We start from the raw sequence: 16,906 nt of genomic DNA on the forward strand, positions 1-16,906 counted from the left end.
CGTCCGCCCGCGGATCAGGTGTTCTGGCTCTTGGCGACCATGGTCTGCGAGACACCGGGCGGGAGCTTCACCTGGCCGTCGAACTCGGCTGTCGTCTTCTGCCAGACGTCGAGCTGCTCGGCCTCGTTCTGCTCATGGGCCACACCCATCTTGGTGAAGGCGACGCCCATGCCCGCCAGCCGCTCCGCGAGGCTGCCCATCGACTGGTACATGCCGTCGCGCAGACCCTCGTAGGCGACGCCGAACTTCTCGCCGATGTCGTCGTCGCCCCACGGCGGGGTGTCGCCCTGTTCGAGTGCGGTCAGGCCGTTCTGCAGCGCGGTCACGGCCTTCGAGAAGTCCTGGCCGACCGTGAACATGTTGAAGCCCTCGGTCTTGAGGACCTTCGGATCGGAGTCCATGTAGTCGGACGACACAACTGCCCCCGTGGCTCGTCGTTTCCCTGGTGCGCTCTGGCGGTCTCTGGTTCTCTCCTGCAACGCCACCATAGCGGCCCCCACTGACAACGCAGGAGGGGACGGCGCCCTCCCGGGCACCGTCCCCTCAGCATCCCCACCGGACGCTCAGAACCGCGCCGGCAGCCACCCCGTCTGGATGAGCTGCCCGCCCCGGCGCCGCGTGTGGAAGTACCCGCGGCCCGGCGGCAGTTGCGACGGCGTGATGCTGCCGAGCAGCTGGCCCTCCGACCGGTCGCCGGAGAGCACGATGCCCTGCGCGCCGAGCTCCCGCATGCGCTGCATGACCGGCTCGTACAGCGAACGGCTCGCTCCGCCCGAAGAGCGGGCGATGATGATCCGCAGGCCGATGTCACGGGCGAACGGCAGATACTCCAGGAGCGGGGAGAGCGGGTTCATGCCGGTCGCCACCAGGTCGTAGTCGTCGATGATGACGAACGCGTCCGGGCTGCTGTACCAGCTGCGGTTGCGCAGCTGCTCGGGTGTGACGTCGGGGCCTGGCATACGGCGGTGCATGGACCCCGCCAGGCCCTCCAGCGTTTCGGTCAGCGCGGGCGCCGAGGCGCAGTACCGCGACAGGTGCGTGTCGGGCACGCCCTCCAGGTGGGCGCGCCGGTAGTCACCCATGACGATCTTCGCCCGGTCCGGCGTGTACCGCTCCGTGATCTGCTTGACGAGCATCCGCAGGATCGCCGACTTACCGGACTCGCTCTCACCGAACACGATGAACAGCGGGTCGGTCTCGAAGTCGACGAAGACCGGCGAGAGCGAGGACTCGTCGATACCGATGGCGACACCGCGGTCCGGGTGCTCGAAGCCCTTGGGCAGCCGGTCGGCCGCCAGCATGGTCGGCAGCAGCCGTACCGCAGGGGCGTGCTGGCCCTGCCAGTTGTCGTTGACGCCGCGGAGGAGGATCTGCGTCGCCTCGGACAGGTCCTCGGTCGACGAGGAGCCGTCGACCCGGGGCAGCGCGGTCATGAAGTGCAGCTTCTCCTGGGTCAGACCGCGGCCGGGAATGCCCGCCGGCACGTTCTGCGCCACCTTGCGGTCGATCTCCGACTCGGTCGGGTCGCCGAGGCGCAGCTCGATGCGGTTCTGCAGCATGTCCTTGAGCGCGGGCCGCACCTCGGTGTAGCGGGCGGCGGTGAGGACGACGTGCACACCGAAGCCGAGACCGCGCGTCGCGATCTCCGTGACGGTGGACTCCAGCAGCTCGTAGTCCGTCTTGAAGGTCGCCCAGCCGTCGATGACCAGGAAGACGTCGCCCCAGGGCTGGTCGGGCAGCAGTCCCTGGGCCCGGCGCTGACGGTAGGTCTGGATCGAGTCGACGTTGTGGGCGCGGAAGTACTCCTCGCGCGCGTTGAGGATGCCCTCGACCTCGCTGACCGTACGGCGCACCTTCTCGGCGTCGAGACGGTTGGCGACCCCGCCGACATGCGCCAGCTCCTCCATCGCGATCAGGCTGCCGCCACCGAAGTCCAGGCAGTAGAACTGCACTTCGGACGGGGTGTGGGTGAGCGCGAACGACGAGATCAGCGAACGCAGCAGGGTCGACTTGCCGGACTGCGGACCACCGACGAACAGACCGTGACCGGCGCCGCCGGAGAAGTCCCGGTACAGCACGTCACGCCGCTGCTCGAACGGCTTGTCGACCAGGCCGACCGGCACGTTGAGCCGGCCGAGGGCCGTGTAGTCGGGCGCGGTCAGGCCGCGGTCCTGGGTGACGGCGAGCTGGGGCAGCAGCTGCTCCAGCGAGGGCGCCTCGTCGAGCGGCGGCAGCCACACCTGGTGGGCGGGCGGCCCCTGGTTGACCATCCTGGCGACCAGGACGTCCAGCACGGTGTCCGCGAGCGCGTCGTCGACCCGGTTGTCGGGCTCCGGCTCCTCGACCACCGGCTGCGGGGGCAGCGCCACCCGCTCCGCGGTGAACAGCGCGGGCCGCAGCTGCGTCGAACGGTGCACCCGGGAGGGGCCCTCGCCGTGGTACGGGCCCGACACATAGGCCGCCTTGAAGCGGACCATGGTGTCGGTGTCGTAGCGGAGGTACCCGGAACCGGGGATCGACGGCAGGTGGTAGGCGTCCGGGACACCGATCGCCGTACGGGACTCGGCGGCGGAGAAGGTCCGCAGACCGATCCGGTACGACAGATAGGTGTCCAGGCCGCGCAGCTTGCCCTCTTCGAGGCGCTGCGAGGCCAGCAGCAGATGGATGCCCAGCGATCGGCCGATCCGGCCGATCTGGATGAACATGTCGATGAAGTCGGGCTTGGCGGTGAGGAGTTCGGAGAACTCGTCGAGCACGATCACCAGCGACGCCATCGGTTCGAGGGCGGCGCCCGCGGCCCGGGCCTTCTCGTAGTCGTGCAGGTTGGCGTAGTTGCCCGCCGAGCGCAGCAGCTCCTGGCGGCGCTGCGTCTCACCCATGATCGAGTCGCGCATACGGTCGACGAGGGTGAGGTCGTCGGCCAGGTTGGTGATGACCGCCGCGGTGTGCGGCATGTCCGCCATACCGGCGAAGGTCGCGCCGCCCTTGAAGTCCGCGAGGATGAAGTTCAGCGTCTCCGAGGAGTGCGTCACCGCCAGGCCCAGCACCAGGGTGCGCAGCACCTCGGACTTGCCGGAGCCGGTCGCGCCGACGCACAGGCCGTGCGGGCCCATGCCCTCCTGGGAGGCCTCCTTGAGGTCGAGCATGACCGGCTCGCCGTTCTCGCCGACACCGATCGGAACCCGGAGGCGCTCGTGCAGGGTGCGCGGCCGCCAGGTGCGGGAGACGTCGACGGTGCCCGCGTCACCGATGCCCATGAGGTCGGTGAAGTCCAGGTTGGACAGAAGGGGTTCGCCCTCCTCCGCGGTGCCGACCCGGAACGGCGCCAGCTGGCGGGCCAGGGACTCGGCCTGTTCCGGGTTGAGCAGATCGGGCTTGCCGCTGTACGCCGACTCGTGGCCGACGAACAGCCGCATCCGCTCCGGCTTCACATAGATGGTCAGCCCGGCGCGCAGGTCCTCCTCCAGCTCTCCGGGGGCGATCTCCAGGAAGGTGACGCCCTGGAGGCCCTCGCTGCTGGCGAGTTCGGAGTCCGGCGGCACCGTGCCGCCGTCGAGGATCACGATGAGGTGCGGCTGGTCGTAGACCGGGTTCGCGTCCCGGTTCCAGCGCGGTCGGTCGTCCAACTGGTCGGCCAGCGCCTCCTCCAGCTCCCCGAGGTCGTCGAAGAGCAGCCGGGCCGAGCCCGCGCCGTCCTTCGCCTTCGGGTGCTGGCTGTGCGGCAGCCACTTGATCCAGTCCCAGTCGGCCGCCGCCGAGGGATGCGCCACCACGGCGATCATCAGGTCCTCGGGGGAGTGCAGCGTCGCCAACTGGCACAGCGTGGCACGGGCGTTGCCGTAGACCGTGTCGGTGTCGCCGCAGACCGTCACGTGGTAGAAGGCGCGCAGCGAGACGGAGACGGGCAGGTCGTTGAGGCTGCCGTGCGCGTCCAGGAAGGCCTTCATGGCCGCTGCCGTGAGCGGCTCCAGCTCCTCCTTGGGGGCCGTGTCCGGCGCCACCAGCGGGGTGTTGAGCTGCTGGACACCGCGGCCGATCCGTACGGAGGCGAAGTCCCCGTCGGTCGGGCGCCGTTCCCACAGCCGCTTGCCGTCGGCGGCCACCGCCCACAGCTGTTCGGGGTCGGGGTGCTGGAAGAGCTGGCTGCGCCGCTGGAGTTCGGCGGTCCTGTGCACGTCCTTGCGGACCTGCTCCAGATAGCGGAAGTAGTCCCGGCGGTCCTGCGCCATGCCCGCGCCGGGCCCCTGACGGGACTTGGCGTACTGGGCGATGGCCATGGCGAGGGTGGAGGCCAGCATGATGCCGCCGACCACCTTCATGTAGGCCTGACCGGTGGTGAAGAAGAAGGCGACGGAACCCAGCATGCCCATCATGGGCAGCAGGTTCATGAGCATGCTCTCGTCACCCTCGCGGGGGATCTCGGGCGGCGTCTCCAGCCTGACTTCGCCGTCCGGTACCACCGGGGGCACTATCCGCGGTGGTCGTTTGATGATGACGACGCTCACCGAATGCACTCATCCTTCGCGATCGATACGTCCTGGCACCGACGCCCCCGTGTACCGCGACGTTCTTGTTCGCGTAGGCGTCGTTCGCGTAGGCGACGATCCTACTGATGAGCGCGGTACGCCAGGGACCAAGGCGCATGGAGATGCGGCGCAGGTCCTGGGAGGAATGCGGGAGGCAGGGGTTTCGCGGGGTACGGCAGCGGATATGGTGGCGCTTCGCATCGTACGAACGCGTGAATGCAGCACGCCAAGCAGCCTTGCCAACAGGGGGAACACCAGGTGAGCACGGGGACTTCGACAGGTTTCTGCCGAATCACCATCGCGGCGCCGGACAGCCGAGTCGATGTCGCGCTGCCCGAGGATCTGCCGATCCAGGACCTCTTTCCCGAGATCGTCAGGCTCTCCGGCCTGGTCCAGTCCGACAACAGCCTGGCCGGCTACCACCTGGTGACCCGTGAGGGCCAAGTCCTCGACGCCAGCCGATCGTTGCTCGAGCACCGGGTCCGCGACGGCGAGGTGCTGCTGCTGCGCACCTTCGCCGACTCGCTGCCCCCGGCCGTCCACGACGACGTCGTCGACGCGATCGCCGCCGCGGTCAAGCAGGACACCCGCAGCTGGAACGACAACCTGATGCGCGTCGCCGGCCTCGTCGCGGGCTCGCTGCTCCTGGTCATGCTCGGCTTCGTCTTCTGGTTCGCCGATCCCGTACGGCACGACATGTACGGCCTCCCGGGCATCCTGGCCGGCGTCACCGCCCTCGCCCTGACCGCCCTCGCCGGCGTACGCGCGCGTGTCTACGACGACCGGGGCTCGGCCGTGGCGCTGGGCATCTCGGCGCTGCCCCACGCGCTCATCGCGGGCTCCGGTGTCATCCAGCAGGGCGCGCACGAGGGGCCGGGCCGGATCCAGTTCCTGGTCGGCTGTGTGGTCGTCCTCCTCTTCTCCGTCGTACTGATCATGCTGCTGCCGCAGGGCGACGCCCCCTTCGTGGCCGCCGCGCTGGCCTCCGCGATCGGCACCCTCGCCGTGTTCGCCGGTGTGCTCACCGAGGCCGCGCCCCGGGAGATCGCCGCCGGCACCTCGGTCGTCGCCCTCGCGGTCGTCGGCTTCCTGCCCGGCTGGTCGGCCCGGTTCGCCAAGCTGCCCATCGGCTTCCGCAACCCGGAGGACCTGGCCCGCGCCCGCCGCGAGGGCCAGGAGGGCGACCTCGAGGCCGTCGACGTCCAGCGGATCGTCGCTCAGACCAGCCGCGGCCACGAACTGCTCCTCGGCCTGGTCGGCGGCTGCGCCGCGGTCGTCGTCGGCGCGGGCGGCGCGGTCCTCGGCTTCAGCGACAACAGCTGGGCCCAGCTGCTGGCTCTGTGCACCGGCCTCGCCGCCATGCTGCGGGCCCGGCTCTTCCGCTACACCGCCCAGGTCGCCTGTCTCTTCGTGGCCGGCGTCGTCACGCTCGCCCTGCTGGTCCTCGGCCTCGCGATCTCGCCGCCGATGGACGTCGTCATGGAGCTGCTCAAGGGCAACAACGGCCCGGTCGACGTACGCACCCTCTGGCTCGGCGCCTCGGTCGGCGTCGGTGTGCTGCTCCTGATCGCGATCGCCCTGATCGTGCCCCAGAAGGGCCTGTCCCCGTTCTGGGGCCGCATGCTGGACCTCGCGGACTCGCTGGTCCTGCTCTCCCTGGTCCCGGTCTGCCTGGCCGTCCTCGACGTCTACGGCAGGATGCGCGGCGGAATCTAGCGCCGGCGGCGGAATCCAGCGCCGGCCCGCCCGCCCGCCGTGGCGAAATCATGGCCGTGAAGTGAGACCGGGATCGCCTGGTACGCTGTGTGACGGCCGTTTGTGTACGCGCCCCCGGGTCCATCTGGGGGAAGCGCCCAGCGGATCCCCGCCTCCCGAGTCACGGAAGCTCCCCTGAGTAGCAGACCAGGGGCACTCGGCGGCAACCGCAGATCACGAGGAGTACGAGTGTCGCTCGACGCCGCTACGAAGAAGCAGATCATCAGCGAGTTCGGCCAGAAGGAGGGCGACACCGGCTCCCCCGAGGTCCAGGTCGCCATGCTCTCGCGCCGCATCTCGGACCTGACCGAGCACCTCAAGACCCACAAGCACGACCACCACTCCCGTCGTGGTCTGCTGATCCTGGTCGGTCAGCGCCGCCGCCTGCTGCAGTACCTCGCCAAGAAGGACATCCAGCGCTTCCGTGCGCTGGTCGACCGCCTCGGCATCCGCCGCGGTGCCGCGGGCGCCAAGTAAGACATGACGAAGGGAGCGGTTCCCGAAACGATCGGGGATCGCTCCCTTTGCCGTACGTACGGAAACGTGCGGAGTGTCACACCCGCTTTGTAGTGTGGTAGCACAACGCAGTACCACGAGGAGAAGTGCACCTCGCCGCCGCCGGTCCTCGGTAGTGGCCCCCGGGCGATGTGAACCCGGGTGCTTCGATCGAAGACCGGCCCGCACCAGACGGAGCGCTTCTCCGCGTACGGTCCCACCGCCACACGGGCGGATCGGGACAAAAGACGAAAAGCAGACGAAAGTAACGGAGAAAACGCTAGTGGAGAACGAGACCCACTACGCCGAGGCCGTCATCGACAACGGCTCCTTCGGCACCCGCACCATCCGGTTCGAGACGGGCCGCCTCGCCAAGCAGGCCGCCGGCTCCGCCGTGGCGTACCTGGACGACGACACCATGGTGCTGTCGGCCACCACCGCCTCCAAGAACCCCAAGGACCAGCTCGACTTCTTCCCCCTGACGGTGGACGTCGAGGAGCGGATGTACGCCGCCGGCAAGATCCCCGGCAGCTTCTTCCGCCGTGAGGGCCGCCCCTCCGAGGACGCGATCCTCACCTGCCGCCTCATCGACCGCCCGCTGCGCCCCTCCTTCAAGAAGGGCCTGCGCAACGAGATCCAGGTCGTCGCCACGATCATGGCCCTCAACCCCGACCACCTGTACGACGTCGTGGCGATCAACGCCGCCTCCGCGTCCACGCAGCTGGCCGGACTGCCCTTCTCGGGCCCGATCGGCGGCGTCCGCGTCGCGCTGATCAACAACCAGTGGGTGGCCTTCCCGACGCACTCCGAGCTCGAGGACGCCGTCTTCGACATGGTCGTCGCGGGCCGCACCCTGGAGGACGGCGACGTCGCGATCATGATGGTCGAGGCCGAGGCCACCGACAAGACCATCCAGCTGGTCAAGGGCGGCGCCGAGGCGCCGACCGAGGAGGTCGTCGCCGCCGGTCTGGAAGCCGCGAAGCCCTTCATCAAGGTGCTCTGCAAGGCCCAGGCCGACCTCGCGTCGAAGGCCGCCAAGCCCACCGGCGAGTTCCCGATCTTCCTCGACTACCAGGACGACGTCCTCGAGGCGCTGACCGCCGCCGTCAAGCCGGAACTCGCCTCCGCGCTGACGATCGCGGGCAAGCAGGAGCGCGAGGCCGAGCTCGACCGCGTCAAGGGTCTGGCCGCCGAGAAGCTGCTCCCGGAGTTCGAGGGCCGCGAGAAGGAGATCTCCGCCGCGTACCGCTCGCTGACCAAGTCCCTGGTCCGTGAGCGCGTCATCAAGGAGAAGAAGCGCATCGACGGCCGCGGTGTCACCGACATCCGCACCCTGGCCGCCGAGGTCGAGGCCATCCCGCGCGTGCACGGCTCGGCGGTGTTCGAGCGTGGCGAGACCCAGATCCTGGGCGTCACCACCCTGAACATGCTCCGCATGGAGCAGCAGCTGGACACCCTCTCCCCGGTGACCCGCAAGCGCTACATGCACAACTACAACTTCCCGCCGTACTCCACCGGCGAGACCGGCCGCGTCGGCTCCCCGAAGCGCCGCGAGATCGGTCACGGCGCCCTCGCCGAGCGCGCCCTCGTGCCGGTCCTGCCGACGCGCGAGGAGTTCCCCTACGCGATCCGCCAGGTCTCCGAGGCGCTGAGCTCCAACGGCTCGACGTCGATGGGCTCGGTCTGCGCCTCCACCATGTCGCTGCTGAACGCCGGTGTGCCGCTGAAGGCCCCCGTCGCCGGTATCGCCATGGGCCTGATCTCCCAGGACATCGACGGCGAGACGCACTACGTCACCCTCACCGACATCCTCGGTGCGGAGGACGCCTTCGGCGACATGGACTTCAAGGTCGCCGGCACCAAGGAGTTCGTGACCGCCCTCCAGCTCGACACCAAGCTGGACGGCATCCCGGCCTCCGTCCTGGCCGCCGCCCTCAAGCAGGCCCGTGACGCCCGCCTCCACATCCTCGACGTGATGATGGAAGCGATCGACACGCCGGACGAGATGTCCCCGAACGCCCCGCGGATCATCACCGTCAAGATCCCCGTGGACAAGATCGGTGAGGTCATCGGCCCCAAGGGCAAGATGATCAACCAGATCCAGGAGGACACCGGCGCCGAGATCACGATCGAGGACGACGGCACCATCTACATCGGTGCCTCCGACGGCCCGGCCGCCGAGGCCGCCCGCACCACGATCAACTCGATCGCCAACCCGACCATGCCGGAGGTCGGCGAGCGCTACCTGGGCACGGTCGTGAAGACGACCACCTTCGGTGCGTTCGTCTCGCTGCTCCCCGGCAAGGACGGTCTGCTGCACATCTCGCAGATCCGCAAGCTGGCCGGCGGCAAGCGCGTGGAGAACGTCGAGGACGTGCTCGGCGTGGGCGCCAAGGTCCAGGTCGAGATCGCCGAGATCGACTCCCGCGGCAAGCTCTCCCTCGTACCCGTGGTCGAGGGCGAAGAGGGCTCCGACGACGACGCGAAGAAGGACGACACCGACAAGTGACGTCGAGCAGCTCGACGGCGACGGCCCGCACCTCCACGGAGGCGCGGGCCGTCGCCCGTACCCAAACCCTGATCAAGGGCGAGAACGGCATCGGCACGGTCCGCAAGACCACCCTCCCGGGCGGCCTGCGCATCGTCACCGAGACCCTCCCCTCGGTCCGCTCCGCGACCTTCGGCATCTGGGCGCACGTCGGCTCCCGCGACGAGACCCCGGCCCTGAACGGCGCCACCCACTACCTGGAGCACCTGCTCTTCAAGGGCACCGGACGCAGGTCGGCCCTGGACATCTCCTCCGCCCTCGACGCCGTCGGCGGCGAGATGAACGCGTTCACGGCGAAGGAGTACACGTGCTACTACGCGCGCGTGCTCGACAGCGACCTGCCGCTCGCCATGGACGTCGTCTGCGACATGCTCACCGGCTCGCTGATCCTCGAAGAGGACGTCAACGTCGAGCGCGGCGCCATCCTCGAAGAGATCGCCATGACCGAGGACGACCCGGGCGACTGTGTGCACGACCTGTTCGCGCACACCATGTTCGGCGACAACCCCCTCGGCCGCCCGGTCCTCGGCACGGTCGACACGGTCAACGCCCTCACCGCCGACCGCATCCGCCGCTTCTACAAGAAGCACTACGACCCCACCCACCTGGTCGTGGCGGCCGCCGGCAACATCGACCACAACAAGGTCGTACGACAGGTCAGGACCGCCTTCGAGAAGGCCGGCGCCTTCAAGAACGCCGAGGCCGCCCCCATCGCCCCGCGCGACGGCCGCCGTACGATCCGTACCGCGGGCCGCGTCGAACTCCTCGGCCGCAAGACCGAGCAGGCGCACGTCGTCCTGGGCATGCCGGGCCTGGCCCGCACGGACGACCGCCGCTGGGCGCTCGGCGTGCTCAACACGGCCCTCGGCGGCGGGATGTCCTCCCGCCTGTTCCAGGAGGTCCGCGAGAAGCGCGGTCTGGCCTACAGCGTGTACTCGTACACCTCCGGCTTCGCCGACTGCGGCCTCTTCGGCATCTACGCCGGCTGCCGCCCCTCCCAGGTCCATGACGTCCTGAAGATCTGCCGGGACGAACTCGACCACGTCGCCGAGCACGGCCTGTCCGACGACGAGATCGTCCGGGCCGTCGGACAGCTCCGCGGCTCGACGGTCCTGGGCCTGGAGGACACGGGCGCGCTGATGAACCGTATCGGCAAGAGCGAGCTGTGCTGGGGCGAGCAGATGTCCGTCGACGACATGCTGGCCCGGATAGCTTCGGTCACCCCGGACGACGTCCGCGCGATCGCCCGCGACATCCTGGGACAGCGGCCCTCGCTGTCGGTCATCGGCCCGCTGAAGGACAAGCAGGCGTCCCGGCTGCAGGAAACGGTCGCGTAAGCCCTCCCCTTAAGGAAGCAAGAAGATGAGCAAGCTGCGCGTGGCGGTCCTCGGTGCCAAGGGCCGGATCGGTTCCGAGGCCGTACGGGCCGTGGAGGCCGCCGAAGACCTGGAGCTGGTGGCAGCCCTCGGCCGGGGCGACAGGGTGGAGACACTCACCGAGACCGGCGCCCAGGTGGCGGTCGAACTGACCACCCCCGCCTCCGTCATGGACAACCTGGAGTACTGCGTCGGCCACGGCATCCACGCCGTCGTCGGCACGACGGGCTGGACCGACGAACGCCTCGCGCAGCTGAACGGCTGGCTGTCGAAGTCCCCGGAGACGGGCGTCCTCATCGCACCCAACTTCTCCATCGGGGCCGTACTGAACATGAAGTTCGCGCAGATCGCCGCGCCGTACTTCGAGTCGGTGGAGGTCATCGAACTGCACCACCCGAAGAAGGTCGACGCCCCCTCGGGCACCGCCACCCGCACGGCCCAGCTGATCGCCGCGGCTCGCGCAGAGGCCGGCACGGCCCCCGCGCCGGACGCCACCGAGACCGCCCTGGACGGCGCCCGGGGCGCGGACGTCGACGGCGTCCCCGTCCACTCCGTCCGACTGCGCGGTCTCCTCGCCCACCAGGAGGTCCTGCTCGGCGGCGAGGGCGAGACCCTGACCATCCGCCACGACTCCCTCCACCACAGCAGCTTCATGCCGGGCATCCTGCTCGGCGCGCGCCGCGTGGTGACCACTCCGGGCCTGACCTTCGGCCTGGAACACTTCCTGGACCTGAACTGAGCCCCTGACGTCATGCGCGCGAAGATCTCCTACGTCATCACGGCCGCCGTCCTGGTCTTCTACTTCGTCCTGGTCGGCAGCCGCGGCGTGATGCTCATCCAGACCGGCACGCTCATCACCGTGACTTTCGGCGTGGCGGTGCTGATCCTGCCGGTCATCGGCCTGTGGTTCCTGTGGAAGAACACCCAGTTCGTCCGCCGGGCCAACGCCCTCGCCGCCGAACTGGACGCCGAAGGAGGCCTGCCCGTCGACGAGTTGAAGCGCACGCCGGGCGGCCGGATCGACCGCGACTCGGCCGACGAGGTCTTCGCCAGGCGCAAGGCGGAGACGGAGGCGGCCCCCGACGACTGGCGCAGCTGGTTCCGCCTCGCCGTCGCCTACCACGACGCCCGCGACACGCCCCGGGCCCGCAAGGCGATGCAGCGGGCGATCGCCCTGCACGACGGCAGGACCATCGAGGCCTGAACGCTCAGCCGGGAGGGCGCGAGCATGTGTCGGCCGGGAGGGCGGGCGAGCACCTGTCGGCCGTCGTCTCCGACGCCGTCGTGGCTGTCCGCGCGCCCCGGTGAAGCCGCCGACCTGTTGAGCCGGTGTCAGACCCGGCCGTTCTCCGCCGCCCAGGCCTCGATCGTGTCCGCGGCCCGGTCGAACGACCCCGGGCGGGCCAGGAAGTCGGCGTTGTGCGTCGTCAGCAGCAGCGGCGCGTCCTGCGCGGCCCGATCCTTGCGTACGAGGATCAGCGCCTGCCCCTGTACCGTGCGGGGCAGTCCGAGCCAGCGCACCGGCTGCTGCACCGTGCGCACGGCGACGACCTGGCCCCAGGGCACCGTACGCGTGCCGAAGTAGCGGACGTGGCGCAGCCCGCGCGCGCTCACCCAGACACCCACCCGCAGCAGACGCAGGGCCGCCAGGATGACGGCCACCGCGACACCGAGGATCACACCGGCCTCGGAGACCGAACCGGTGAGCGCGATGATGACGGCCGCGAAGAGCACGAACGAGGCGAACAGCAGCGCCAGCGCGGACACACCCACCCGCCACGGCCCCAGACGGTAGGGACGTCGCCAGTGATCGCGGTCGTCGAAGGGGAGCGCGACGTCGTCGGCGGTCTCGAAAGCTCGGTCGGCCGTCAGGAAGGGCAGGGGCACGACTGGTCCTCACTCAATCCATGCGTGGGCTGTGCCCGGTGAGGCTATCCGCCTGTGTCCCTGCTCACCACCATTGGGGGTCCGGATGGAGTCAGTGCCCCTGGGACGCCTGTGACTGCTGAGTCGCCGAACCGGTGTTCGTGGACAGCGCCGGCATGCCGAGGACCAGGGAGCCGACGAGCGCGGCGACGATGGTGAGTCCGAGCAGCCAGCGCCCGGCTATCTGACCGGCGGACGCCCGCTCCCGTGGAGGGGGCGCGACATTGCTGCTGAACCTGTCGGCTTCGGCGAGGAAGGCGAACGGGACGGGTTCGCGCCGACGGAACATGAGGGTGCTTCTCCTTCTGGTGTCGAACGAGTGACTGTCATCTACACAGACGGTCGAGTGCCCCAAAAGGTGCCCGGTTTCGCCGAATTCACAGAAATTCGCCGCCGTATGTAGGCACCCGGCACCGAACGCCCCGTTGTCAGTGCCGCCCCGTAGAGTGGGCGCCGCCCGCCAGAAGTGATGGAAGGACCCTCCGAGCCGTGACCGACACCCCCGCCGACGACCTCAAGCCCGGCTTCCGCAGCGATGTCACCGTCGAGCTGGTCAAGCACACCGCGTCCGACGCCGACGTGCTGTTCGCCGCCCGTGTCTCGACAGTCGGCGAACAGTCCCTGGACGAGCTGGGCAAGGACCCCGAGCGCTCCAAGGGCCTGATCAACTACCTCATGCGGGACCGGCACGGCAGCCCGTTCGAACACAACTCGATGACCTTCTTCATCAGCGCCCCGATCTTCGTCTTCCGCGAGTTCATGCGGCACCGGGTGGGCTGGTGCATCGCGGGCGAGACGGAGATCACGCTGGAGAGCGAGGCCGGTCAGCCGCGCCGACGCACCATCGCCGAGCTGTACCGGCTGTGGCACTCGGGCGTCGAGGACCGCCTGCCCGACTCGGCCGGAGGCGTGACCTGGCACAGCCGCGCGGGCAAGTGGATGGCACAGGTCCGACGCGACGACACCGACCACCATCTCGGCCTGTACGAGAGCCGAGAGGCGGCCGAGTCCGCCGTCGCCGAATTCCGGGAGCCGCACCCCAGCACCCGTATCCCCAGGCTCGAATCGGTGCGCCGCAGCCATGTGCGCTGCTACGACGAGGACACTCTGCTGGCTCAGCGCGCGAGGATCGTCGACGTCATCGAGTCCGGTGTGAAGCCCCTCGTCAAGATCACCACCGCCTCGGGCAAGACCCTCCGCTGCACGGTCGACCACGCCCTGTTCACGCCGGAGGGCTGGTGCAAGGCGGGCGAGCTCACCGCAGGAGACGACGTGCTCGTGGACGGCCCGGCGCCGCGCCCGGCACCGGAGCCGATTCCGCCGAGCCTGCGGCGCGGCATCGGCGTGTGGACCTCGATGCAGCGTCAGCGGCTGATCAAGGACGTCGACACCTGCCACCTGTGCGGCGAGGACTTCCCCCGCGAGCAACTCGCCCTGGACCATGTCGTCCCGGTCACCGGCGATTTGCTGCGGGCCCTCGACGAGAAGAACCTGGCGCCCGCCTGCGAGCCGTGCCACGCCACCAAGAGCGCGGGGGAGCAGGCGCGAGCCCAGCGCGAGGGCATGATCGCCCGAGCGGTGCCGGACCGGGTCGTCACCATCGAGCCCGACGGCGAGGAGATGACATACGACCTCTCCGTGGAGGGCCCCTGGCACAACTTCCTCGCCAACGGTTTCGTCGTGCACAACTCGTACAACGAGGAGTCGGGCCGCTACCGGGAACTCCAGCCGGTCTTCTACGTCCCCGGCGAGGACCGCAAGCTCGTCCAGCAGGGCCGTCCGGGCAAGTACGAGTTCGTGCAGGGCACCGAAGCCCAGCAGGAGCTCGTGGAGCGGGCCATGCAGGAGTCGTACATCCAGGCGTACGAGCGCTACCAGGAGATGCTCGCCGCCGGCGTCGCCCGCGAGGTCGCCCGCGCGGTCCTCCCGGTCGGGCTCTTCTCCTCGATGTACGCCACCTGCAACGCGCGCTCGCTGATGCACTTCCTCGGTCTGCGCACCCAGCACGAGCTGGCGAAGGTGCCGTCCTTCCCGCAGCGGGAGATCGAGATGGTGGGCGAGAAGATGGAGGCGGAGTGGGCCAAGCTCATGCCGCTGACCTACGCGGCCTTCAATGCGAACGGCCGTGTGGCGCCGTAACGGACCCCCGTTCCCCGGCGGAGCACACATGTGCGGGTCAGCCAGGTGAAGTGTCCCAATTGCGGGTATTGGTGAAGTTCATCTAGCCTGATCAAACGGACCCGGTACTGCTTGAACCCCCGAGCAGGCAGTACCGGGCTCCGCATTTGTCCGGACTTATCCCGCACCCCAAGGGCAGACCGCGCATTGCGCACCGAGTAGCGTGTTACCCATGGCTCCGACCTCGACTCCGCAGACCCCCTTCGGGCGGGTCCTCACCGCCATGGTCACGCCCTTCACGGCGGACGGCGCACTCGACCTCGACGGCGCGCAGCGGCTCGCCACCCATCTGGTGGACGCAGGCAACGACGGCCTGATCATCAACGGCACCACCGGCGAGTCCCCCACCACCAGTGACGCGGAGAAATCGGATCTCGTACGGGCGGTCCTGGAAGCCGTCGGCGACCGGGCGCACGTGGTCGCCGGAGTCGGCACCAACGACACCCACCACAGCATCGAGCTGGCCCGCGAGGCCGAGCGGGTGGGCGCACACGGCCTCCTGGTCGTCACCCCGTACTACAACAAGCCTCCTCAGGAGGGCCTGTACCGGCACTTCACGGCCGTCGCCGACGCCGCCGAACTGCCGGTCATGCTCTACGACATCCCCGGCCGCAGCGGCGTCCCGATCAACACCGAGACGCTGGTCCGGCTCGCCGAGCACCCCCGGATCGTCGCCAACAAGGACGCCAAGGGCGATCTGGGCCGCGCCAGCTGGGCCATCGCCCGATCGGGCCTGGCCTGGTACTCCGGCGACGACATGCTGAACCTGCCGCTGCTGTCCGTCGGCGCGGTCGGCTTCGTCTCCGTGGTCGGCCATGTGGTCACGCCCGACCTGCGCGCCCTGGTGGACGCCTTCGTCTCGGGCGACGTACAGAAGGCCGCCGAGATCCACCAGAAGCTGCTTCCGGTGTACACGGGTATGTTCCGCACCCAGGGCGTCATGACGACGAAGGCCGCACTCGCCCTCCAGGGCCTGCCCGCGGGGCCCCTGCGCGCACCCATGGTCGAGTGCACTCCGGAAGAGATCGAGCAGCTCAAGATCGATCTTGCCTCCGGCGGGGTACAGCTCTGACACCAGACTTGGCACCAAAGGCTTCACAACTGAATAGAGCAGGCCACCGGTGCCTGCACCCCACAACGACAACTGCTACACGCACGAACGTCACGCGCGCCACGTGCCCGACCGGTACGTGGCGTGCGTGGTGAGGAGAGTCTTTTGAGTCATCCGCATCCTGAACTCGGCCCGCCCCCGGTCCTTCCCGAAGGCGGCCTCCGGGTCACCCCGCTCGGCGGTCTCGGTGAGATCGGCCGAAACATGACGGTCTTCGAGTACGGCGGCCGTCTGCTGATCGTCGACTGCGGAGTGCTCTTCCCCGAGGAGGAGCAGCCCGGAATCGACCTGATCCTGCCGGACTTCTCGTCCGTCCGGGACCGCCTCGACGACATCGAGGGCATCGTCCTGACCCACGGCCACGAGGACCACATCGGCGGCGTCCCCTTCCTCCTCCGGGAGAAGCCGGACATCCCGCTGATCGGCTCCAAGCTGACCCTCGCGCTGATCGAGGCCAAGCTCCAGGAGCACCGGATCCGCCCGTACACCCTTGAGGTGGCGGAGGGGAACCGCGAGCGTGTCGGCCCCTTCGACTGCGAGTTCGTCGCCGTCAACCACTCCATCCCGGACGCCCTGGCGGTCGCCATCCGCACCCCCGCGGGCATGGTGGTCCACACCGGCGACTTCAAGATGGACCAGCTCCCGCTGGACGGCCGCCTCACGGATCTGCACGCGTTCGCACGGCTCAGCGAGGAAGGCATCGACCTGCTCCTCGCCGACTCCACGAACGCCGAGGTCCCGGGCTTCGTCCCGCCCGAGCGCGACATCTCGAACGTTCTGCGGCAGGTCTTCGCCAGCGCCCGCAAGCGGATCATCGTGGCCAGCTTCGCGAGCCATGTCCACCGCATCCAGCAGATCCTGGACGCGGCCCACGAGTACGGCCGCAGGGTCGCCTTCGTCGGCCGCTCGATGGTCCGGAACATGGGTATCGCCCGTGACCTCGGCTATCTGAAGGTCCCACCGGGCCTGGTCGTCGACGTCAAGACGCTCG

Annotated in this window: 12 protein-coding genes and 3 pseudogenes; 11 read left to right on the top strand and 4 right to left on the bottom strand. The window is 69.2% G+C overall.

Going from position 1 to position 16,906, the window contains the following annotated elements:
- Window positions 1–14 precede the first annotated feature (14 nt).
- Together ABZT17_RS30770 and eccCa are read right to left on the bottom strand one after the other, a co-directional pair.
- The gene (locus tag ABZT17_RS30770) at window positions 15–401 is read right to left on the bottom strand and encodes a hypothetical protein (RefSeq protein ID WP_356353534.1); all 387 of its coding nucleotides are present in this window, start codon (window positions 399–401) and stop codon (window positions 15–17) included.
- Window positions 402–563: 162 nt separating this feature from the next.
- Window positions 564–4,505 carry a type VII secretion protein EccCa gene (gene eccCa / locus ABZT17_RS30775; protein ID WP_356353536.1) on the bottom strand — a complete coding sequence of 1,314 codons (3,942 nt, stop codon included), beginning with the start codon at window positions 4,503–4,505 and terminating at the stop codon, window positions 564–566.
- A gap of 279 nt (window positions 4,506–4,784) precedes the next feature.
- On the opposite strand from eccCa, the gene eccD reads away from it, so the two are divergent.
- The 6 genes from eccD (at window position 4,785) to ABZT17_RS30805 (ending at window position 11,904) form a co-directional block, all read left to right on the top strand.
- Window positions 4,785–6,242 (top strand): type VII secretion integral membrane protein EccD, encoded by a 1,458-nt coding sequence (gene eccD / locus ABZT17_RS30780; protein WP_356353538.1) that lies wholly within the window; start codon window positions 4,785–4,787, stop codon window positions 6,240–6,242.
- Between the two features lie 228 nt (window positions 6,243–6,470).
- Window positions 6,471–6,758, top strand: coding sequence for a 30S ribosomal protein S15 (gene rpsO / locus ABZT17_RS30785; RefSeq protein ID WP_037741887.1), 288 nt, complete (start codon window positions 6,471–6,473; stop codon window positions 6,756–6,758).
- A gap of 301 nt (window positions 6,759–7,059) precedes the next feature.
- Complete coding sequence (locus ABZT17_RS30790) at window positions 7,060–9,285, top strand: polyribonucleotide nucleotidyltransferase (RefSeq protein ID WP_356353541.1); 2,226 nt, start codon at window positions 7,060–7,062, stop codon at window positions 9,283–9,285.
- Window positions 9,282–10,661 carry a pitrilysin family protein gene (locus ABZT17_RS30795; RefSeq protein WP_356353543.1) on the top strand — a complete coding sequence of 460 codons (1,380 nt, stop codon included), beginning with the start codon at window positions 9,282–9,284 and terminating at the stop codon, window positions 10,659–10,661. The genes ABZT17_RS30790 and ABZT17_RS30795 overlap by 4 nt, the downstream gene beginning before the upstream one ends.
- A gap of 25 nt (window positions 10,662–10,686) precedes the next feature.
- Entirely contained in the window at window positions 10,687–11,439 is a 753-nt protein-coding gene (gene dapB / locus ABZT17_RS30800) for a 4-hydroxy-tetrahydrodipicolinate reductase (RefSeq protein ID WP_356353545.1), read from the top strand.
- Window positions 11,440–11,451: 12 nt separating this feature from the next.
- Window positions 11,452–11,904 carry a hypothetical protein gene (locus ABZT17_RS30805; RefSeq protein ID WP_356353547.1) on the top strand — a complete coding sequence of 151 codons (453 nt, stop codon included), beginning with the start codon at window positions 11,452–11,454 and terminating at the stop codon, window positions 11,902–11,904.
- Window positions 11,905–12,032: 128 nt separating this feature from the next.
- On the opposite strand, the gene ABZT17_RS30810 is transcribed toward ABZT17_RS30805, so the two are convergent.
- The gene (locus ABZT17_RS30810; RefSeq protein WP_356353549.1) at window positions 12,033–12,587 is read right to left on the bottom strand and encodes a PH domain-containing protein; all 555 of its coding nucleotides are present in this window, start codon (window positions 12,585–12,587) and stop codon (window positions 12,033–12,035) included.
- Between the two features lie 91 nt (window positions 12,588–12,678).
- Window positions 12,679–12,915 (bottom strand): hypothetical protein, encoded by a 237-nt coding sequence (locus tag ABZT17_RS30815; RefSeq protein ID WP_356353551.1) that lies wholly within the window; start codon window positions 12,913–12,915, stop codon window positions 12,679–12,681.
- Window positions 12,916–13,115: 200 nt separating this feature from the next.
- Between ABZT17_RS30815 and ABZT17_RS30820 the strand changes: the two are divergent.
- The 5 genes and pseudogenes from ABZT17_RS30820 to ABZT17_RS30840 all read left to right on the top strand — a co-directional run.
- A pseudogene (locus tag ABZT17_RS30820) lies at window positions 13,116–13,406 on the top strand (FAD-dependent thymidylate synthase); the annotation flags it as partial.
- Window positions 13,407–13,565: 159 nt separating this feature from the next.
- A pseudogene (locus tag ABZT17_RS30825) lies at window positions 13,566–14,312 on the top strand (HNH endonuclease); the annotation flags it as partial.
- 3 nt (window positions 14,313–14,315) lie between these two features.
- A pseudogene (thyX, locus tag ABZT17_RS30830) lies at window positions 14,316–14,765 on the top strand (FAD-dependent thymidylate synthase); the annotation flags it as partial.
- Window positions 14,766–14,976: 211 nt separating this feature from the next.
- On the top strand, window positions 14,977–15,876 hold the full coding sequence (dapA, locus tag ABZT17_RS30835; protein ID WP_356353553.1) for a 4-hydroxy-tetrahydrodipicolinate synthase: 900 nt from the start codon (window positions 14,977–14,979) through the stop codon (window positions 15,874–15,876).
- 144 nt (window positions 15,877–16,020) lie between these two features.
- Window positions 16,021–16,906, top strand: an 886-nt coding sequence (locus ABZT17_RS30840; RefSeq protein WP_356353555.1) for a ribonuclease J, incomplete at its 3' end; no start/stop codon positions are given.

Origin of the sequence: Streptomyces sp. NPDC005648, from assembly GCF_040605395.1 — a bacterium.
Lineage (GTDB): Bacteria > Actinomycetota > Actinomycetes > Streptomycetales > Streptomycetaceae > Streptomyces.